This window comes from Cellulosimicrobium funkei, from assembly GCF_001019615.1.
In the GTDB taxonomy this organism is placed as follows: domain Bacteria; phylum Actinomycetota; class Actinomycetes; order Actinomycetales; family Cellulomonadaceae; genus Cellulosimicrobium; species Cellulosimicrobium cellulans_E.
In genome coordinates, this window is sequence record NZ_JNBQ01000007.1 from 79,681 (window position 1) to 98,770 (window position 19,090).

The following is a 19,090-nucleotide window of genomic DNA, read 5'->3' on the forward strand; positions in this document are numbered from 1 at the left end:
CGTACGGGCACGGTCGCGCGGTCGCGCGGGCGCAGGCCGGATAGCCTGAGCCCGTGCGCATCGCGAGATTCACCACCGGAGACGACCCCCGCTACGCCCTCGTCCAGCAGGAGGGGGACCGCACGTACCTCGCGGTCCTCACGGGCGACCCGCTCTACATGCCCGTCACGCCGACGGGCGAGCGCATCGAGCTGGGCGACGGCGTCCGGCTCCTCGCGCCGGTGATCCCGCGCTCGAAGATCGTGGCGGTCGGCCGCAACTACGCCGACCACGCGAAGGAGATGGGCAACGACGTCCCGACGAGCCCGCTGCTCTTCCTCAAGCCGAACACCTCGGTCGTCGGCCCGGACGACCCGATCGTCCTGCCCGACTTCTCGCAGGAGGTCTCCTACGAGGCGGAGCTCGCGATCGTCATCGGCCGGCTCGCCAAGGACGTCTCGCCCGAGGCCGCACCCGGCTACGTGCTCGGGTGCACGGTCGCGAACGACGTCACCGCGCGCGACGCGCAGCGCACCGACGGGCAGTGGGCGCGTGCCAAGGGCTTCGACTCGTCGTGCCCGCTGGGCCCGTGGATCGACACCGACCTGAACCCCGAGGACGTCGGCGTCCGCAGCCGCGTCAACGGCGAGGTGAAGCAGGACGGCCGCACGAGCGACATGATCTTCGACATCCCGTTCCTGGTGTCGTACATCTCCGAGGCGATGACCCTCCTGCCGGGCGACGTCATCCTCACCGGCACGCCCGCGGGCGTCGGCCTGGTCGACGCGGGCGACCGCGTCGAGTGCGAGGTCGAGGGGATCGGCGTCCTGAGCAACCCGGTCGTCCGGCGGGTCTGAGCATGCGACCCGCCCCGGGTCGGGCCGTCGCGCGAGGAGCCGGCTGGGGCGCGGTCCTTCCGTGCGCGGTCGTCGTCGTGCTCGTGGTCCTCGCCGTGCTCGCCGGGGGCGTCCCCACCGGGGAGGCCTTGTCGTACGGGATCGTCCTCGCGATCGTCAGCGTCCCGGTCTGCGCCCTCGTCGGCGCCGCGATCGGCGGCCTCTTCGTGTTCGTGCGTACTCGGTCGCGGAGCAACCCCGTCGCTCGCCCTGGCGGCAGCGAACGAACGCCGGGAGCCGGCGGCGGACCGGGTGGACATCCGGCAGCGACGCTGCTCCTCACGGCCGACGACGTCCTCGCGATCCCCGGCGTCGCCTCCGTCGACGTGACGCGCGTCGAGCCGGGTCTCGAGGACCTGTACGTGCGGTTCGACGACGATCCCGACGGCGAACGCGACGTCGTCGTCCTGCACAACACCTCGGTGGGAAGCGCACTAGCCCTGGTCGACACGGCAAGACTTGAGCTCGACGAGAAAGATCTCCGAGCGCTCCTGGAGTCGGTCGGTGCTCGCCGGTTTCGCGTCGAGAGGGGCAATCGGATCGTCGTCTGGCACCCGTCGGGCGACGAACAGGTATTCGTCTGATGGGGACTTCCGGCAAGGACGGTGTGGCACGCGACTATCCGACACGGGAGGAGACGCGGGCCGCTCTGCGCGGGCTCGTGGACCAGTCGCGCTCCCGCGACGAGGTGAGCGACTGGGCGTGGGAGTACCTCGCCCAGGACTCGCACCGATACGACGAGTGCATCCAAGAAGCTCTCGACCGCCTCGCCGGTGCCGAGCCACTCCCACCCGGGATGACCGGCGACTACACCGTCGACGACTTCCGCGACTGGCTCCACGACTTCGAACGTTGCGTGACCGGTCGAACCGTCCGCGACACCGTCCCGCTGCCCGCGCCCGCTGCGGACCCGGCCACGCGCGACTGAGACGACGACCGGGGCCACGCCGGACGCCCGGGCGACGGACGGCGCCGGGCAACTAGGCTGGGAGCCGTGATCCCCGCACCTGGCTCCTCGCCCGTCCGCGTCCGTTTCTGCCCGTCCCCGACCGGGACGCCGCACGTCGGGCTCATCCGCACCGCGCTGTTCAACTGGGCGTACGCGCGGCACACCGGCGGCACGTTCGTGTTCCGCATCGAGGACACCGACGCCGCGCGCGACAGCGAGGAGAGCTACCAGCAGCTCCTCGACGCGCTGCGCTGGCTCGGGCTCGACTGGGACGAGGGCGTCGAGGTCGGCGGCCCGCACGAGCCGTACCGGCAGTCGCAGCGCGCGGACATCTACCAGGACGTCATCGCGCGGCTGGTCGAGGGCGGGTACGTCTACGAGTCGTTCTCGACCCCCGAGGAGTCCGACGCACGCAACGCCGCCGCGGGCGTCAAGACCAAGGGGTACGACAACTTCGACCGCACCCTCACGGACGAGCAGAAGGCCGCGTTCCGCGCCGAGGGCCGCGAGCCCGTGCTGCGCCTGCGCATGCCCGACGAGGACATCACGTTCACCGACCTCGTCCGCGGCGAGATCACGTTCAAGGTGGGCTCGGTCCCGGACTACGCGCTCGTGCGCGGCAACGGCCAGCCGCTCTACACGCTCGTCAACCCGGTCGACGACGCGCTCATGGGCATCACGCACGTGCTGCGCGGCGAGGACCTGCTGTCCTCCACGCCGCGCCAGATCGCGCTGTACCGGGCGCTGCTCGAGATCGGCGTGGCCGAGGTGATGCCGGAGTTCGGCCACCTGCCGTACGTCATGGGCGAGGGCAACAAGAAGCTCTCCAAGCGCGACCCCGAGTCCAACCTGTTCCTGCACCGCGAGCGCGGCTTCACGCCCGAGGGCCTGCTCAACTACCTCGCGCTGCTCGGCTGGTCCATCTCGCCGGACCACGACATCTTCACCGTCACCGAGCTGGTCGAGGCGTTCGACGTCCACGACGTGCTGCCCAACCCCGCGCGCTTCGACCTCAAGAAGGCCGAGGCGATCAACGCGACGCACGTGCGCCTGCTCGCCCCCGAGGACTTCCGCGACCGCCTGGTGCCCTACCTGCACGCGGGCGGCCTGGTCCCCGCGGACTCGTTCGCGGACCTGTCGCCGCGCAACCAGGAGATCCTCACGGCGGCCGCGCCGCTCGTGCAGGAGCGCATGGTGCTGCTCGGGGAGTCGGTCGGCATGCTCGGCTTCCTCTTCACGGCCGACGACGCGCTCACGGTCGAGGACGACGCGCGCGGCGCCCTGCGTGACGACGCGAAGGACATCCTTGCCGCCGCGATCGCCGCGCTCGACGTGCTCCAGGACGACGAGTTCGTCACCGCGGCCATCGAGGAGCGCCTGCGCGACGCGATCGTCGAGGGCATGGGCGTCAAGCCGCGCTTCGCGTTCACGCCGCTGCGCGTCGCGCTCACGGGCCGCCGCGTCTCCCCGCCGCTGTTCGAGTCCATGGAGCTGCTCGGCAAGGGCTCGACCCTGGAGCGCCTCGTGCGCCTGCGGGACGCGCTGTGACGGACCTCGGCGTCTCGGCGACCCTCGCGCCGCTCGAGGGCGTCCTGTTCGACGTCGACGACACGCTCGTCGACACGCGCGCCGCGTTCGCGGAGGCGATCGCCGCCGCGTCGCGCGTGTGGCTCCCGCACCTGCCCGAGGACCGGTACGACGAGGTCCTCGCGCTGTGGCGCTCGGACCCGAACGGCCACTACCGCGCGTACACGCGCGGCGAGGTCGACTTCGACGCGCAGCGCATGGCGCGCGCCAACGAGCTCCAGGCGACGTTCGGCGGCGAGCTGCTCGACGACGCCGCGTACGTGGACTGGAAGGAGCTCTTCTGGGGCACGTTCGAGGCGTCGTGGACAGGGTTCGAGGACGCGCGTCCGGTCGTGGACACGCTCGTCGCGGCGGGGGTCCGCGTCGGCTCCCTGACGAACGCGCGCGTCGAGCTCCAGACCCGCAAGCTCGCCGCGGCGGGCCTGCCCGACGTCCCGCTGCTCGTCGGCGTGGACACGCTCGGCTTCGGCAAGCCGGACCCGCGCGTGTTCGCCGAGGCGTGCGCGCGGCTCGGCACCGACCCGGCCCGCACGGCGTACGTCGGTGACGAGCTCGACGTCGACGCGCGCGCCGCGCGCGCGGCCGGCCTCGTCGGCGTCTGGCTCGACCGCCCCGGCACGCGCCGCGGCGGCCCGCACCCGGAGGACCCGACGTCGGCCCGCGCGTCGGGCGTGCACGTGGTCCACGCCCTGGCCGACCTGCCCGCGACCCTCGGAGTATCGGCCCCGGCCGAGGCCCCCACGCCGAGGTAGAGCCCCGGTCCGCCGAGGTAGAGGTGTGGTCATGACCAGGCCTCTACCTCGGCTGACCGGGCCTCTGTCTCGGCGGAGACGGGTCAGGTGAGGAGCAGCACCCCGACGAGCGCCGTCGTCGTGACGAGGAGCGCCGACAGCCCGCCGAGGACGAGCGCGCGCCGCCCCGTGCGCAGCAGGTACGGGACGTCCACGCCCAGCCCGAGGGCGAACATCGCGGCCACGAACGCGACCGTCGTCGCGGTCGCGAGCGCGGCGAGGAGAGGCGCCGGCACGACGCCCAGGCTGCGCAGCGCCACCGCCGCCACGAACCCGACGACGAACCACGGCACCGGCGCGACCCGCGGCGTGGCGGTGTCCGCCGTCGGGTTCGTGGCCGTGCCGGCGGCGCCGAGGCGGTCCGCACCGGCGGAGCCGGCCCGGGCGAGGGCGGCGCGCCGCGCGCCGCGGGCGACGACGACGCCTGCCACGGCGACGAGCGGGGCGAGGAGGGCGACGCGCGCGAGCTTGGCGACGGTGGCTGTCGCCAGGGCGGGGTCGGAGATGGTCCCGGCGGCCGTGACGACCTGCGCGACCTCCTGCACGCTCGCACCGATCCACAGCCCGGCCTGCTCGTCGCCGAGGCCGACCAGCGAGGCGAGCCACGGCAGCGCGACGATCGCGAGCGTGCCGTAGACGGTCACGAGCGCGAGCGACGCGGCGACGCCGTCGTCGTCCTCGCGGACCTGCCCGGGGGTGCGCCCGGGACCGACGACGACGCCCTGCATGGCCGAGATCGCTGCGGCCCCGCACACCGAGAACCCGGTCGCGACGAGCAGCGTCGTGACGCGCGGCACCCGGAGCACGCGACCGAGCGCGAGCGTGCCGGTGAAGGTGACGAGGAGGGTGGTCGCGACGATGACGAGCCCGCGCCAGCCCAGCGCGAGGACCTCGGGGACCGAGAGCTGGAACCCGAGCAGCACGACGCCCGTGCGCAGGACGACGCGGGACGTCCACGCGACCCCGGGTCGGGTCGCCGCGACCGCGACCGTCCCGCGCCGGGTCCTGCCCGCCCGGCCCAGCACCGGCGCGACGAGCGCGCCGAGCACGAGGGCGACGACGAGCGGGGACACCGTCGGGACGAGCCGCGCCCCGAGCAGCACGACGACCGTCGACGCGCCGACCAGCCCGAGACCGGGCAGCAGCGCCAGGGAGCCCGCGCTGCGGCGAGTCGTGCTCGCCGCCGCGACGGGTCGTGGCGCGCGGGTCGTGGGACGTGCGGAAGGGGCCATGCTCACGAGCCTGCTGCGCGCGGCGACGCCGCGGAAGCCCGAGCTGCCTCGCAACCCATAGAGTGGGCCTATGGCCCAGACCTCTCGCGACCGGACCTCGCTCTCCGCGCTCGAGCTGCTCGTCGCGACCGACTCGCACGGCTCGATCAGCGCCGCGGCCCGGGCGCTCGGGGTCGCGCAGCCGACGGCGTCGGCGGGCCTGCGGGCGCTGGAGCGCCGCCTCGGGCTGGAGCTCCTCGAGCGCACGACGCGCGGCTCCCGCCTCACGGAGACGGGGCGCGCCACGGCGGCGTGGGCACGCGAGGTGATCGAGGCGTCGGACCGCTTCGAGACGTCCGTCGCCGCGCTCCGCGACGCTCCCGCGGCCCGGGTGCGCGTCGCGGCGAGCCTCACGGTCGCCGAGTACCTCGCGCCACGCTGGCTCGCGCGCCTGGCGCTCGAGGGGTCCGGCCCGGGCGGGGGAGCGCCGGACGTCGAGCTCGTCGTCCGCAACTCGCGCGAGGTGACCGACCTCGTCCTCGACGCCGCCGTGGAGCTGGGCTTCGTCGAGAGCGCGACGTTGCGCCGCGGGCTGCGCAGCCGCACCGTCGCGCACGACCGGCTCGTCGTGGTCGTGGGGCCGGCACACCGGTGGGCACGGCGGAGCGCCCTGCGCGTCGACGAGCTGCTCGCGGGCGGGCTGGTCGTGCGCGAGCGCGGCTCCGGGACGCGCGAGACCCTCGAGCGCGGCCTCGCGGCGGTCGGCGAGCGCCTGCCCGACCACCTGCCCTACCTCGGGTCGACGGCGGCCCTCAAGACCGCCGTGCAGCACGGCGGTGCCGTCGCGGTCCTGTCGAGCCTCGCCGTCGCCGACGACGTCGCGCGCGGCTCCCTGGTCCGGGTCGCCGTCCCAGGGCTCGAGCTCGACCGACGCCTGCGCATGGTGTGGAAGGACGGCGCCGCGCTCTCCTCGGGCGCACGTCGGATCGCGGCCGCGGCGGCCGCCTCGTCGGGCTGACGGCCCCCCAGGGGGCCTCAGCGCACCGACGCGTCCCAGCGCCAGCGCGTGCGCTGCCGTCGGCCGGGCAGCTCGCCGCGCCCGGTCGCCCAGAGGAGCAGGAGGTCCGGGTCGTCGTCCGGTCCGGGCTCGACGTCCGGGAAGAGCCGGGCGAGCGCCCGCCGCGCGAGGCCCGCGGGGAACGGCACGGGCTCGTCCGCGAGCCCGAGCAGGACGTCGTGGCCGTGCACGAGGACCTCGACGACGCCCATCGCCGCGAAGCCGGCGGCGTCGGAGGTCCCGTAGGGGTGGTAGGCGCGTGCGTCTCCCGGCCGGGTCTCGGCGAGGGTCGCGAGCAGCTCGCCGCTGCCGAGCAGCGCCTCGCACAGGCCCGCCGTCCCCGCGGCGCGGTCGACGTGCGCGATCTCGTCCTCCCCCCGCGGCCCGACGAGCGGGACGTACGCCAGGCGGGGGAGCGCGGCGAGCTGCAGGGCGTAGGCGAGCAGGTCGTCCACGACGTGCTCCGCCGTCGTCCAGCACGACCACCGGACGGGGCCGGCCTGCGCGTCGAACGCGACGACCGGGTGCCGCACCAGGTGGTCCGCGAGCCAGCGGGTCGCCGTCCGGACGTCGGCGCCGGTGACGGCGTCGGGGGAGCGGTCGGTGCGGGCGCTCACGCGTCGTCCGACGCCGTCGTGAGCACGTCGGCCCGCCAGCACTCGGCGAGGTACGGCAGGTCCACCTCGGTGCGCCCCGCGAGCGCCGAGTGCGTCGCGACGAGGTCGTCGATCTCGCGGAGCAACTCCTCCCGGCGTGCGTCGGGAAGTGTCAGGAGGTAGCTGCGCGACGCGGCGAGCGGGCGGAGCGACGACGTCGGGACGCGGTCGGCCCAGGGCACCGTGCGGTGCTCGGGCGGGGTGAAGAGCTGCTCGGCGAGCACGGGCTCGCGGTAGCTGTGCTCGAGGGTGTCGCCCCGGTGGATGACCTCCGTGAACCGGCCGACCCAGTCGACCGCGTTGTCCCGGACGTTCCACACGATGCCGAGCCGTCCGCCGGGGCGCAGCACGCGCGCGATCTCCGGCTGGGCGGCGGGCGAGAACCAGTGCCACGCCTGGGCGACGAGCACGGCGTCGACGCTCGCGTCGGGGAGCGGGATCGCCTCGGCCGAGCCGGGCAGGGCCTGCGCGCCCGGGACGGACTCCGCGAGGCGCGCGCGCATCGCGTCCGAGGGCTCGACGGCGACGACGTCCAGCCCGCGAGCGACGAGCCGCTCGGTGAGCTTGCCCGTGCCCGCGGCGAGGTCGAGGACGCGGCGCGCGCCGTCGGGCAGGAGCCAGTCGACCGCCGCGTCCGGGTACGAGGGGCGCGTGGACGCGTACTGGGCGGCGCCCTGCTCGAACGACGCGGCGCGGTCGGCGCGCGAGCCGGGGTCGGGGGAGTCTCCTGAGCTCATGCCTCGACGGTGCCAGACGGCGGCGGGGCGCGTCGACCCGGAGGCGCACCTCCGCGCGCCCGACCCGACAGTTCGGGCCGCATTTGGTCCGCGTCGTCCTGTCCGGTAATGTTCTCGGCCGGTGGGACCTCCACGGGAGGGAGCCAGGGGACGAGTCTCGACTCGTCGCGACGACTCCCCGACAGTGGCTGGTTACCCCCTTGGGGTATGGTGTAATTGGCAGCACGAGTGATTCTGGTTCACTTAGTCTAGGTTCGAGTCCTGGTACCCCAGCGAAGAGCTCCGGCTCAGATCGAGTGGTCAAACCCGCTCGAAACATGAGGTAGAGTTCTCGACGGAGAAACGGACCGGAAACGGTCCGAAGATCCACAGGCCCCCATCGTCTAGCGGCCTAGGACGTCGCCCTCTCACGGCGGTAACACGGGTTCAAATCCCGTTGGGGGTACAGAGAAGGGCCCGGTCACCATCACGGTGACCGGGCCTTTGTCATGTGCGCAGAGGCTTCAGCTCATGTGCGCAGGGGCTTCAGCGGCGCGCGACGCGACGTGTCGTGGTGCGGGTGCGCCCCGGTGTGGCGAAGGTCGCGGCCCGCGGTGTGGAGGGTCGATCCCCGTGCTGGCACGACGGACGCGTCAGTCCGCGTTCGTGAGCTCGTCGAGGTGCCGTCAGGGCGCTCCGTCGCGACCCGGGCCGGGCTCGTAGGGCTTCGGGATCGGCGTCGAAGTGGGGCGCGGGTGGATGACCGGCACGTAGGTCGCCCGGTGCTCCCCGGAGATGGCCCAGCCGGGCTCGTCGTCGTGAGGCTCCGCGGGGTGCTCGCCGCCGAGCCGCCTCTCCCTGCGTCCCGCGGCGCCCTGTGCCGCCTCCGGCGGTCCCGCGACCGGGATGGGCTGCGTCGGCCCGCTCGACTCGCCGGCCGCGCGCCCGGGGACCACGACGACCCGCTGGTCGGCGGGGGGCGGTGCGGGGACGGGCGGCAGGGTCTCGGCCGGGCTGCGGCCGTCCCACGCGGGCGCGGGCTCGACCGGTGCCGGCTCGGCCGGCTGGGGAGGGCGCGGGCCTGGCGGCGGGATCGTCGCGGGGGCGGCGCCCTGGGGGCCGCCCTGGACCTGGCCGGCGCCGCTCGACGGTGCCGTGCCGGGGCGGCTGCCCGGCGTGAAGAGCGTGTCGCACAGGAGCCGGTACGTCGCGTCGGGGTGGGAGACCCAGTCGATCTGGCGCAGCGCCTGGTCCTGCCCGGCGGACTCCAGGAGGAACTGCCCGTAGCCGAACACGCGCCCGACGGGCGACCGCCCGTAGTTCATGTCCGTGACCTTGGTGAGCGGCATCATCGCGACCTTGTGCGTGATGAGCCCGTACAGCAGGAGCAGGCGCTTGTCGGTGGCGACGAACCACTCGTTGCGCCACTCGAAGACCTTCCACACCAGGCGCCCGGCGAGGATCAGCCACAGCCACCAGAGGAAGAGCACGCCGTCCCCGACGGCGGGGCCGGCCTGCACGACGAGCCAGGCGACGACGAACGCCCCCGCGACGGCGGTCACGACGGGCTCGAGCAGCATCCCCCAGTGGTGGCGCGTGGCCACCACGACCCGCTCGCCGCTCAGCACGTAGCGGTCGAGGATCTTGCTGCGGGGACGGCCGCGGGCCACGGTCAGTCCAGGAGCGAGTTGAAGAACTGCCCGATGGAGCTGAAGGCGCCGACGATGACGTCCCAGATGCCCTCGACGATGTCGGCGGCGCGGTCGGGGCTCCTGATGACGGCATAGACGGCGAAGATCACCAGGACCCAGATCAGGGTCATCTTCACCTTCGGATGCATCGGGACTCCTCGTGTCGCGGGATCGGACGGTCAGGTGCGCCCCCTGCCGCCACCGGGCCGTCCGGCGCCGGGGCACGCACAGCATGGCAGCAGCCGGTGACATTTTGACAGGGCACGTCCCGTTTGCGGCCCGCGGCACGCCGAACCCGACGTGCCGAACCCGGGGCTGTCGCCGGGCTCGGCGGCCGAGCCCGGCCACATCCCCGGGTTCGGCGCGTCCCTGCTACTCGCCGGCGCGGCGCAGCACCTCGGTGAGACGGTTGGCGGCGGCCACGACCGACCCGGAGTGCAGGCGGCCGGGCTGTCGGCTCAGGCGCTCGACCGGGCCGGAGATGGAGACCGCGGCGACGACGCGGCCGGACGGCCCACGGACGGGCGCGGAGACCGACGCGACCCCGAGCTCGCGCTCGGAGACGGACTGGGCCCACCCGCGGCGTCGGACGCCGGAGAGGATCGTGGCCGTGAAGACCGCCTCGCGCAGGCCGCGGTGGAGGCGGTCGGGCTCCTCCCACGCGAGCAGGATCTGCGCCGCGGAGCCCGCGTTCATCGTGAGCGTCGCGCCGACCGGGATCGAGTCGCGCAGGCCCACCGGGCGCTCGGCGGCCGCGACGCAGATGCGGTGGTCGCCCTGGCGGCGGTAGAGCTGGGCGCTCTCGCCCGTGTGGTCGCGCAGCGCGGTGAGCACGGGGTTCGCGGCGGCGAGCAGGCGGTCCTCGCCGGCGGCCGTCGCGAGCTCGTTGAGCCGCGGACCGAGGACGAAACGACCCTGCATGTCGCGGGCGACCATGCGGTGGTGCTCGAGCGCGACCGCGAGGCGGTGCGCCGTCGGGCGGGCCAGGCCGGTGGCCGTGACGAGCTGGGCGAGGGTGGCCGGTCCGGACTCCAGGGCGCCCAGGACGGAGGCCGCCTTGTCCAGCACTCCGACTCCGCTAGTATTGTCCATAGGTCGATATTGACGTCTCACGCACTGAGATGCAAGTCCGGCACGGATGTTCCACCCGCTGGACGTTCTCCCCGGCAGGCTGCCGGACGGCGGACGATCGACCCAGGCGGTTCTCCATACCCCCCAGGAGCACCGTGACAGACGACGAGGAGATGAGCTACATGGCCGGCACGCTGGCGGAGAAGGTCTGGGACGCGCACCTGGTGCGACGAGGCACCGACGGGTCGCCCGACCTCCTCTACATCGACCTCCACCTCGTGCACGAGGTCACCAGCCCTCAGGCGTTCGAGGGTCTGCGCCTCGCGGGCCGTCCGGTGCGCCGTCCCGACCTCACGATCGCGACCGAGGACCACAACACCCCGACGCTGGACATCGACCTGCCGATCGCGGACCTCACGAGCCGCACGCAGATCGACACGCTGCGCAACAACGCGCGCGAGTTCGGCGTCCGCATCCACTCGCTCGGCGACGCCGACCAGGGCATCGTGCACCAGGTCGGGCCGCAGCTCGGCCTCACCATGCCGGGCCTGACGGTCGTCTGCGGCGACTCGCACACCTCGACGCACGGCGCCTTCGGCGCGCTCGCGTTCGGCATCGGCACGTCCGAGGTCGAGCACGTCCTCGCCACGCAGACGCTGCCGCTCGCGCCGTTCAAGACCATGGCGATCAACGTCGACGGCGAGCTGCCCCCGGGCGCGACGAGCAAGGACATCATCCTCGCGATCATCGCCAAGATCGGCACCGGCGGCGGTCAGGGCTACGTCCTGGAGTACCGCGGCGAGGCCATCCGCAAGCTCTCGATGGAGGCGCGGATGACGATCTGCAACATGTCGATCGAGGCGGGCGCCCGCGCCGGCATGATCGCCCCGGACGACACCACGTTCGAGTACCTCAAGGGCCGCCCGCACGCGCCCGAGGGCGCGGACTGGGACGCGGCCGTCGAGTACTGGCGCACGCTGCGCTCCGACGACGACGCCGTCTTCGACACCGAGGTCACGCTCCGCGCGTCCGACCTCGAGCCCTTCGTCACCTGGGGCACCAACCCGGGCCAGGGCCTGCCGATCTCCGCGACCGTGCCCGTCCCCGAGGAGATCGCGGACGAGAACGAGCGCGTCGCCGCCGAGCGCGCGATCGAGTACATGGGCCTCACGCCCGGCCAGCCGCTGCGCGAGGTGTCCGTGGACACCGTGTTCATCGGGTCGTGCACCAACGGCCGCATCGAGGACCTGCGCTCCGTCGCCAAGGTCGTGCAGGGCAAGCAGAAGGCCGACGGCGTGCGCGTCCTCGTGGTCCCGGCCTCCGCGCGCGTGCGTCTCCAGGCCGAGGCCGAGGGCCTCGACAAGATCTTCCTCGACTTCGGCGCCGAGTGGCGCAACGCGGGCTGCTCGATGTGCCTCGGCATGAACCCCGACCAGCTCCAGCCGGGGGAGCGCGCCGCGTCGACGTCGAACCGCAACTTCGAGGGCCGCCAGGGCAAGGGCGGGCGCACGCACCTCGTGTCGCCGCTCGTCGCCGCGGCCACCGCGCTGCGCGGGACGCTCTCCTCGCTGAGCGACCTCGACCTGCCCGAGGGCACCGACATCACGTCCTTCGACGGCACGCCGCTCGCGCCGCTCGACCCGCGCGTCCTCGTGCAGGTCTGAGCACCCGCGCCGCGCTGCCCCACTCGTCGCCCCGAAGACTCGAAGAGGTTCCTGCCATGGAGAAGTTCACGACCCACACCGGCGTCGGCGTCCCGCTGCGCCGCAGCAACGTCGACACCGACCAGATCATCCCCGCCGTCTACCTCAAGCGCGTCACGCGCACGGGGTTCGAGGACGCGCTGTTCGCCGCCTGGCGCGGTGACCCCACGTTCGTCCTCAACCAGGACGCCTACCGCGCGGGCTCCGTCCTCGTCGCCGGGCCCGACTTCGGCACCGGCTCGTCGCGCGAGCACGCCGTGTGGGCGCTCAAGGACTACGGCTTCCGCGTCGTCCTGGCGTCGCGCTTCGCCGACATCTTCCGCGGCAACTCCGGCAAGCAGGGCCTCGTCGCCGGGATCGTCGCACAGGAGGACATCGAGCTCCTCTGGAAGATCCTCGAGACCAACCCGGGCACCGAGGTGACCGTGGACCTGGTCGCCCGCACGGCGTCCGCGCAGGACGTCACGGTGCCGTTCCAGATCGACGACTACACGCGCTGGCGCCTCATGGAGGGCCTGGACGACATCGGCCTGACCCTCCAGCACGAGGACGAGATCTCCGCGTTCGAGGCGACGCGCGCGTCGTGGCGCCCCAGGACGCTGCCGGCGAAGACGCTGCCCAAGGTCGAGATCGAGGCGGCGCGCCCCGTCGGCTGACGGATCGCGCCGCCGGGAGGCGGGCGCGCGGAGACGACGACACGTCGGTTCCGCGGCGCCCGCCTCTCGCCGTCTCAGGGGCGCGGCGGGCCGGCGTCGATCGCGGCGAGGAGCGACTCCGGGGTCGCGGTGTCGGGGTTCCAGCGGGACTCGACCCACCAGGTCGCTCCGGCGTCGGCGAGGCCGGCGAGCTGGTCCGCCGCAGCGGCACGGTCGGCCGGGAGCTCGCCCTGGACGACGACGTCGAACGGCCGGCCCGCGTCGAGGCCCAGCTCCGCCCGGCGCGCGGTGAGCCACGCGACCAGGGCGGAGACGTCGTCGGGCGTGGGCACGTCGAAGCCGCGCTCGCCACGGAGCTGGAGCACGATCCCGTCGGCGCGCAGCGCGCGGTCGAGGGAGCGCAGCGGCGGTCGCTCGGCGTCCCAGACGCCCACCGGCCACACCGGCACGTGGTGCCCGACGACCGGGCGCTCCACGGGCCGCGGGAGGAAGAGCATCTCGCCCGCGTGCACGTGCGTGCCGTCGAAGGCGAACTTCTCCCCGGACCAGGCGCGGTCGAGGTAGGCGATCGCGTCGTCGAGGAGCTCCGCACGCTCGCGCAGGGACTGGAGCTGGCCCGGGACGGCGGAGAAGCCGCCGTCGTCGAGCACGCCCACGCCGACGGGCAGGACCAGGCGCCCGCCGGACAGGTGGTCGACGGTCAGCGCCTGCCGCACGACCTCCCACGGCCGGCGGCGGGGGAGGGCGAAGACCATCGCCCCGAGCGCGATGCGCTCCGTCCGGACCGCCGCCGCGGCGAGCACCGCCCACGGGTCGAACGTGTCGACCGGCATCGACAGCAGGCTCAGCCCGTCCCACGAGAAGAACCCGTCCCAGCCGGACTCCTCCGCCCCGACCGCCATGTCCAGCACCTGTGCCGCGGAGCCGAAGCTCCCGACCACCCCGACCTTGATCCCCGACCCTGTCTCCGTCGTCGCTGCGCTCATCCGGCAGACGCTACGCCCCGCCACCCACACCGTTGAGTGCATGAAATCGTCGCGTTCCGGTACGTCGCGCGCGACTATTTCATGCACTCAGCGGTCAGGGGAGCGGGGTGACGTCGAGGCGGACGATGCGGCGGCGGGCGACGTCGGTCACGGTGAGGCGACGGTCGTCGACGTCGACGTGGTCGCCGACCACCGCGAGCCGCCCGAGCTGCGCGACGACGTACCCGGCGACGGTCTCGTAGGGGCCGTCGGGCAGCTCGACGCCGGTGCGCCGGGCGAACTCCTCGATCGTCTGGCCGGCGTCGACGCTCGTCGCGGTGCCGTGCTCGCGCGCCGGTGACGGCTCGTCGGGGTCGTACTCGTCGCGGATGTCTCCCACGAGCTCCTCGACGAGGTCCTCGAGCGTGACGATCCCGTCGGTCCCGCCGTACTCGTCGACCACGACGGCGATGTGCACGCCCTCGCGGCGCATCTGCGACATCGCGGGCAGCACGGTGTTGGTCGCGGGCAGGGCGAGGATCGGGCGGACGACGTCGCGCACCGCGAGGGCGCGCCCCGTCGCCGGGTCGGTCGCCGGGTGGTCGGGGCAGTCGCGCCCGAGGAGGTCGCGCACGTGGAGGAAGCCCACGACGTCGTCGAAGTCGTCCCCGGTCACGGGGTAGCGCGAGTACGGGCCGGCCGCGACGGTCGCGGCGGCCTCGGCGAGCGACGTGTCGGCACGGAGGAACGCGACCTCGCCACGCGGCGTCATGGCCTCGGCGAGCGACCGGTCGCCCGCCTGGAACACGTCGTCGAGGATGCGGCGCTCGTCCTCGGGCAGCGACTCGTGCGCGAGCACGATCTCGCGCAGCTCCTCCTCGCTCATCTCCTCGCTGCGTGCGGACGGGTCGCCGCCGAGCAGCCGCACGACGCCGTCGGTCGAGCGCGAGAGCAGCCAGATGACCGGCCGCATGAGCGTCGCGAAGCGGTCGAGGGGCGGCGCGACGACGAGCGCGACCCCGGCCGACCGCTGGAGCGCGATGCGCTTGGGCACGAGCTCGCCGAGCACGAGGGACAGGTACGCGATGACGAGCGTCAGCCCGACGAGCGCGACCGTGTCGGCGAGCGTCGCCGACAGCCCGAGGTCCTCGAGCGCGGGCGCGAGGTCGGGGGCGAGCGTCGAGGCGCCGTACGCCGCGGAGAAGAAGCCCGCGACGGTGACCCCGATCTGCACGGCGGCGAGGAACCGGTTGGGGTCGCGTGCGACTGCCGCGACCCGCGCGCCGCGCGCCGACTGCTTCTCGAGGCGCGAGACCTGGCTCTCGCGCAGGGACACGAGCGCGATCTCGGTACCCGCGAACACGCCGCCGACGAGGATGAAGAGCAGGACGAGGCCGATGTTGGCCCAGGTGCCGGAGTCCATGCCTCATCCAAGCAGGCCGCCCGGCCCGCCGCGGGATCAGCGGTCGGTGGGCTCCGGGTCGGTGCCCGTGGGCTCGGGGTCGGTCGTCGCCTCGGTGGTGGCCGGCTCGGCGTGCTTGCGGCGGGGGATGAGGTGCGCCACGAGGACCACGACGCCACCCACGAGGATGCCGACGACGGCCGAGCACGCCGTGTTGACGAGCCAGCCGAGGAACCCGCCGACGCCCGCGACGCCGGTGACCGCGTGCTCGAGGTGGTGCACGACGTCGTACGGGCCGTGCCAGCCGAGGTCGTAGGCGCCCTGGAGCAGGATGTGCCCGCCGACCCACAGCATCGCGATGATCCCGACGAACGAGATGACGGACATGACCTTGGGCATCGCGCCGACGAGCCCGCGCCCGAACGACTGGACCCACGGCGTCTCGCGCTTCGCGAGGTGCAGGCCGATGTCGTCCATCTTCACGATGAGCGCCACGACCCCGTACACGAGCACCGTGATGAGCACCGCGACGATCACGAGGATGACGAGGCGCGACCAGAAGCCCTCGGAGGCGACCTCGTTGAGCGCGATGACCATGATCTCCGCGCTGAGGATGAAGTCGGTCCGCACCGCGCTCGAGACCACCGAGTCCTCGTCGACGGCCTTCTTCTCGGCCTTCGTCTCCACCTCGGCGTGGTGCTTGCCCGAGACGAGCTCCCACACCTTCTCCGCGCCCTCGAACGCGAGGTACGTCCCGCCGAGCATGAGCAGAGGCGTGAGCAGGTCGGGGAGGAACTGGCTCAGCAGCAGGATCGCCGGGAGGATGAACAGCAGCTTGTTGCGCAGCGACCCGGTCGCGATCCGCTTGACGACGGGCAGCTCACGCTTGGCGGCCAGACCCTCGACGTAGCGGGGCGTGACGGCGGTGTCGTCGATGACGACGCCCGTCGCCTTGGCGCTCGCGCGGCCGGCGGCCGCGCCGACGTCGTCGATCGACGCCGCGGCGAGCTTGGCGAACGCCGCGATGTCGTCCAGGAGGGCAGCGAGTCCGAAGGCCATGGGGAGGTGCTCCGTGCGCCGGCCCGCGTCGCCGCGCACGGGCCCGCTGGTCGAGTGGACGCGGCGGCAGCATCGTAGCGACTTCACCCCCCGCTCGCGTCGGGGGGTCAGGACGCCGCGGCGCGGGTCACGACGTTCACCACGTGCGGCGCGCGCACGACGACGCGCACGACCTCGCGGCCCGCCGTCGCCCGCGCGACGCCGGTCGTCGCGAGCGCGAGGTCCTCCAGCGCACGCTCGTCGACGTCCGCGGGCACGCGCACCCGCGCGCGGACCTTCCCGTCGACCTGGACGGCCGCCTCGACCTCGTCCGCGGCGAGCAGCCCCGGGTCGACGACGGGCCAGGACGCGTCGGCCACCGATGCTTCGCGACCGAGGCGGTGCCAGGCCTCCTCGGCCGTGTGCGGCGCGAACAGGCTCAGCAGCACCACGACCGCCTCGACGGCCTCCCGCACGGCGGCGGCGTGCGCACCCGCGTCCTCGCCCGCCGCCGGGCCGTCCTCGGACGCGCGCCGCGCGGCGGTGACGAGCTCCATGACGCGCGCGACGACCACGTTGAACCGGCTCCGGTCGAGCAGGTCCTGCGCCTCGTGCACGGTCCGGTGCGTGGCACGGCGCAGCGCGTGCGCGCGCGACCCGGGCACGACGGCGTCCCGCGCCCCGGGGCCGGACTCGCCCGGCCCCGGGACCGGGCCGACACCGTCCGCGAGCCGCAGCACGCGCGCGCAGAACCGCCGCACGGCGCCCGCGTCGACGTCGGCCCAGTCCACGTCGTCCTCCGGCGGCCCCGCGTACACCATGGCGAGGCGGACCGCGTCGGCGCCGTGCCGGTCGAGCTGCTCGCCCAGGTCGACGCCGTTGCCGAGCGACTTGCTCATGGCCCGCCCGCCGCTGCGCACCTGCCCCTGGTTGAGCAGCGTCGCGAACGGCTCGACGACGTCCACCCAGCCCTCGTCGTGCAGGAACTTCGTGACGAACCGGCTGTACAGCAGGTGCAGGATCGCGTGCTCGACGCCGCCCACGTACTGCGCCGCGGGCATCCACCGCCGCGCGTCCTCGGGACGGAACGGGACGTCGTCGGGCGTTCCGTCGCCCAGCGAGCAGTACCGCAGGAAGTACCAGGACGAGTCCACGAACGTGTCGAGCGTGTCCGGGTCGCGCTCGGCGGCCGCGCCGCAGCGCGGGCACGGCACGCGCCGCCACGCGTCGGCGGCGGGGGACGCGAGCGGCGAGCGGCCGCGGGGGAGCAGGTCGTCGCCGGCCAGGTCGGGCAGGCGCACGGGCAGCTCGTCGTCGGGGACGGGCACGACGCCGCAGCCCGGGCAGTGCACGACCGGCACCGGGGCGCCCCAGTAGCGCTGGCGCGAGACCAGCCAGTCGCGCAGCCGGTACGACGTCGCGCGCTCGCCCGCGCCGTCGGCCTCCAGCCGCGTGATCGCGTCCTCCACGCCGGGCCAGGTCTCGCCCGACCCGACGGGCAGGCCGTACGCGGCGGCGAAGCGCGCGTCGCGGTCGTCGTGGGCGGGAACGCCCATGACCGCGCCCGTCCCGTAGCCGGGCAGCACGTGGTCTGCCGCCCAGACGGGCAGCCGCTCTCCCGTCACGGGGTGGCGCACCCACGTGCCCAGGAACGTCCCGGTGCTCGGTCGCTGCGCGTTCGTCCGCTCGATCTCCCCGGAGGCCAGCGCGGCCTCCCGGTGCCGGGCGAGCGCCTCCGCGTGCTCCGGCGCGCACAGCGCCGCCGCGAGCGACCCGTCCGGTGCGACGGCGACGAACGTCGCGCCGGGCAGGGTGTCGGGACGGGTCGTGAAGACCTCGACGTGGTCGGGCCGCGAGCCGGCCCCGGGCGAGGCGCTCGCGGTGGCGCGCGGGCCGCCGTCGGGCACGACCGCGAAGCGCACGCGCGCGCCCGTGCTGCGCCCGATCCAGTTCCGCTGCATCGTCAGGACGCGCGCGGGCCACGCGCCCTCGAGCGCGTCCATGTCGTCGAGCAGCCGGTCCGCGTAGGCGGTGACGCGCACGAACCACTGCGTGAGCTCGCGCTGCACGACGGCCGCCCCGCACCGTTCGCACCGTCCGCCCACGACCTGCTCGTTGGCGAGCACCGTCTGGTCCGCGGGGCACCAGTTCACGGGGGCCGTCGCGCGATAGGCGAGGCCGCGCTCCAGCAGCCGCAGGAACAGCCACTGCGTCCAGCGGTAGTACTCCGGGCGGTGGGTCTCCAGGCGGCGCGACCAGTCGAACGACACCCCGTACCGGTGCGCCGTCGCGGCCTGCGTCGCGATGTTGGTCTCGGTGAAGACGGCGGGGTTCTCGCCGCGGCGGATCGCCGCGTTCTCGGCGGGCAGCCCGAACGAGTCCCAGCCGATCGGGTTGAGCACGTCGTACCCGCGCAGGCGCCAGTACCGCGCGACGACGTCCTCCAGGGCGAACACCTCGGCGTGACCCATGTGCAGGTCGCCCGACGGGTACGGGAACATCGTCAGCAGGTATCGGCGGGGGCGCGCGCCGTCGTCGCGCGCGCGGAACGTGCCGTGCTCGGCCCAGTACCGCTGCCAGCGGTCCTCGATCTCACGGGTCGGCAGCGGGTGTGCGGCGGGGTGGGGTGGGTGTGCGGCGTCCACGGGGAGGCTCCTCGAGAAGGTGGGCTTCGTCGTCGGGCACTCGCCGTGCGCGCACCGGGACGCGCAGGCACCGCCGC

General features: G+C 74.1%; 18 protein-coding genes and 2 tRNA genes. 10 read left to right on the forward strand and 10 right to left on the reverse strand.

What is annotated here, in order from left to right; genetic code table 11:
* Window positions 1-53: 53 nt before the first annotated feature.
* From FB00_RS08875 to FB00_RS08895, 5 genes are all read left to right on the forward strand, one after another.
* On the forward strand, window positions 54-836 hold the full coding sequence (locus tag FB00_RS08875; RefSeq protein WP_047232552.1) for a fumarylacetoacetate hydrolase family protein: 783 nt from the start codon (window positions 54-56) through the stop codon (window positions 834-836).
* An 83-nt stretch (window positions 837-919) separates the two neighbouring features.
* The gene (locus FB00_RS08880; protein ID WP_156186348.1) at window positions 920-1,459 is read left to right on the forward strand and encodes a hypothetical protein; all 540 of its coding nucleotides are present in this window, start codon (window positions 920-922) and stop codon (window positions 1,457-1,459) included.
* 23 nt (window positions 1,460-1,482) lie between these two features.
* Window positions 1,483-1,803, forward strand: a complete 321-nt coding sequence (locus FB00_RS08885) for a hypothetical protein (protein ID WP_156186349.1) — start codon at window positions 1,483-1,485, stop codon at window positions 1,801-1,803.
* Between the two features lie 66 nt (window positions 1,804-1,869).
* Complete coding sequence (gltX, locus tag FB00_RS08890; RefSeq protein WP_197088779.1) at window positions 1,870-3,372, forward strand: glutamate--tRNA ligase; 1,503 nt, start codon at window positions 1,870-1,872, stop codon at window positions 3,370-3,372.
* Window positions 3,369-4,163 (forward strand): HAD family hydrolase, encoded by a 795-nt coding sequence (locus FB00_RS08895; RefSeq protein ID WP_047232556.1) that lies wholly within the window; start codon window positions 3,369-3,371, stop codon window positions 4,161-4,163. The genes gltX and FB00_RS08895 overlap by 4 nt, the downstream gene beginning before the upstream one ends.
* Before the next feature lie 83 nt (window positions 4,164-4,246).
* Here the strand turns inward: FB00_RS08895 and FB00_RS08900 are convergent, their stop codons facing one another.
* On the reverse strand, window positions 4,247-5,434 hold the full coding sequence (locus tag FB00_RS08900) for a YeiH family protein (protein ID WP_052877559.1): 1,188 nt from the start codon (window positions 5,432-5,434) through the stop codon (window positions 4,247-4,249).
* Between the two features lie 70 nt (window positions 5,435-5,504).
* On the opposite strand from FB00_RS08900, the gene FB00_RS08905 reads away from it, so the two are divergent.
* Entirely contained in the window at window positions 5,505-6,431 is a 927-nt protein-coding gene (locus FB00_RS08905) for a LysR family transcriptional regulator (RefSeq protein ID WP_047232557.1), read from the forward strand.
* Window positions 6,432-6,448: 17 nt separating this feature from the next.
* On the opposite strand, the gene FB00_RS08910 is transcribed toward FB00_RS08905, so the two are convergent.
* A complete protein-coding gene (locus tag FB00_RS08910; RefSeq protein WP_047232558.1) occupies window positions 6,449-7,087 on the reverse strand; it encodes a hypothetical protein in 639 nt (212 codons plus the stop codon).
* The gene (locus FB00_RS08915) at window positions 7,084-7,863 is read right to left on the reverse strand and encodes a class I SAM-dependent methyltransferase (protein WP_047232559.1); all 780 of its coding nucleotides are present in this window, start codon (window positions 7,861-7,863) and stop codon (window positions 7,084-7,086) included. The genes FB00_RS08910 and FB00_RS08915 overlap by 4 nt, the downstream gene beginning before the upstream one ends.
* A gap of 201 nt (window positions 7,864-8,064) precedes the next feature.
* Here FB00_RS08915 and FB00_RS08920 point away from each other — a divergent pair.
* Together FB00_RS08920 and FB00_RS08925 are read left to right on the forward strand one after the other, a co-directional pair.
* Window positions 8,065-8,136, forward strand: a tRNA-Gln gene (locus FB00_RS08920).
* Window positions 8,137-8,235: 99 nt separating this feature from the next.
* A tRNA-Glu gene (locus FB00_RS08925) sits at window positions 8,236-8,308 on the forward strand.
* 220 nt (window positions 8,309-8,528) lie between these two features.
* Here FB00_RS08925 and FB00_RS22320 read toward each other — a convergent pair.
* The 3 genes from FB00_RS22320 to FB00_RS08935 form a co-directional block, all read right to left on the reverse strand.
* Window positions 8,529-9,512, reverse strand: coding sequence for a PH domain-containing protein (locus FB00_RS22320; protein WP_052877560.1), 984 nt, complete (start codon window positions 9,510-9,512; stop codon window positions 8,529-8,531).
* A 2-nt stretch (window positions 9,513-9,514) separates the two neighbouring features.
* Window positions 9,515-9,682: a hypothetical protein gene (locus tag FB00_RS22325; protein ID WP_168731655.1), complete on the reverse strand. Its 168-nt coding sequence runs from the start codon at window positions 9,680-9,682 to the stop codon at window positions 9,515-9,517.
* A gap of 223 nt (window positions 9,683-9,905) precedes the next feature.
* A complete protein-coding gene (locus FB00_RS08935; protein WP_024840729.1) occupies window positions 9,906-10,625 on the reverse strand; it encodes an IclR family transcriptional regulator in 720 nt (239 codons plus the stop codon).
* A 161-nt stretch (window positions 10,626-10,786) separates the two neighbouring features.
* Here FB00_RS08935 and leuC point away from each other — a divergent pair, with 161 nt between their 5' ends.
* Both leuC and leuD read left to right on the forward strand, forming a co-directional pair.
* A complete protein-coding gene (gene leuC, locus FB00_RS08940) occupies window positions 10,787-12,268 on the forward strand; it encodes a 3-isopropylmalate dehydratase large subunit (RefSeq protein WP_047232599.1) in 1,482 nt (493 codons plus the stop codon).
* A 56-nt stretch (window positions 12,269-12,324) separates the two neighbouring features.
* Window positions 12,325-12,963 (forward strand): 3-isopropylmalate dehydratase small subunit, encoded by a 639-nt coding sequence (gene leuD, locus FB00_RS08945; protein ID WP_047232560.1) that lies wholly within the window; start codon window positions 12,325-12,327, stop codon window positions 12,961-12,963.
* Between the two features lie 74 nt (window positions 12,964-13,037).
* Here the strand turns inward: leuD and FB00_RS08950 are convergent, their stop codons facing one another.
* The 4 genes from FB00_RS08950 to FB00_RS08965 form a co-directional block, all read right to left on the reverse strand.
* Window positions 13,038-13,949, reverse strand: coding sequence for an LLM class flavin-dependent oxidoreductase (locus tag FB00_RS08950; RefSeq protein WP_231581785.1), 912 nt, complete (start codon window positions 13,947-13,949; stop codon window positions 13,038-13,040).
* Between the two features lie 94 nt (window positions 13,950-14,043).
* Window positions 14,044-15,351 (reverse strand): hemolysin family protein, encoded by a 1,308-nt coding sequence (locus FB00_RS08955; protein WP_047232561.1) that lies wholly within the window; start codon window positions 15,349-15,351, stop codon window positions 14,044-14,046.
* A gap of 36 nt (window positions 15,352-15,387) precedes the next feature.
* Window positions 15,388-16,389 (reverse strand): DUF808 domain-containing protein, encoded by a 1,002-nt coding sequence (locus FB00_RS08960; protein WP_047232601.1) that lies wholly within the window; start codon window positions 16,387-16,389, stop codon window positions 15,388-15,390.
* A 107-nt stretch (window positions 16,390-16,496) separates the two neighbouring features.
* Window positions 16,497-19,013 carry a leucine--tRNA ligase gene (locus tag FB00_RS08965; protein ID WP_047232562.1) on the reverse strand — a complete coding sequence of 839 codons (2,517 nt, stop codon included), beginning with the start codon at window positions 19,011-19,013 and terminating at the stop codon, window positions 16,497-16,499.
* Window positions 19,014-19,090 lie beyond the last annotated feature (77 nt).

What these genes read in the sequence shown, in the direction of transcription:
- FB00_RS08915 (WP_047232559.1), bottom strand. Translation starts at nt 7,863, where the DNA reads ATGAGCTCAGGAGACTCCCCCGACCCCGGCTCGCGCGCCGACCGCGCC.
- FB00_RS08900 (WP_052877559.1), bottom strand. Translation starts at nt 5,434, where the DNA reads ATGGCCCCTTCCGCACGTCCCACGACCCGCGCGCCACGACCCGTCGCG.
- leuD (WP_047232560.1), top strand. Translation starts at nt 12,325, where the DNA reads ATGGAGAAGTTCACGACCCACACCGGCGTCGGCGTCCCGCTGCGCCGC.
- FB00_RS08905 (WP_047232557.1), top strand. Translation starts at nt 5,505, where the DNA reads ATGGCCCAGACCTCTCGCGACCGGACCTCGCTCTCCGCGCTCGAGCTG.
- FB00_RS08955 (WP_047232561.1), bottom strand. Translation starts at nt 15,351, where the DNA reads ATGGACTCCGGCACCTGGGCCAACATCGGCCTCGTCCTGCTCTTCATC.
- FB00_RS08950 (WP_231581785.1), bottom strand. Translation starts at nt 13,949, where the DNA reads ATGAGCGCAGCGACGACGGAGACAGGGTCGGGGATCAAGGTCGGGGTG.
- FB00_RS08935 (WP_024840729.1), bottom strand. Translation starts at nt 10,625, where the DNA reads ATGGACAATACTAGCGGAGTCGGAGTGCTGGACAAGGCGGCCTCCGTC.
- FB00_RS08960 (WP_047232601.1), bottom strand. Translation starts at nt 16,389, where the DNA reads ATGGCCTTCGGACTCGCTGCCCTCCTGGACGACATCGCGGCGTTCGCC.
- FB00_RS22325 (WP_168731655.1), bottom strand. Translation starts at nt 9,682, where the DNA reads ATGCATCCGAAGGTGAAGATGACCCTGATCTGGGTCCTGGTGATCTTC.
- leuC (WP_047232599.1), top strand. Translation starts at nt 10,787, where the DNA reads ATGGCCGGCACGCTGGCGGAGAAGGTCTGGGACGCGCACCTGGTGCGA.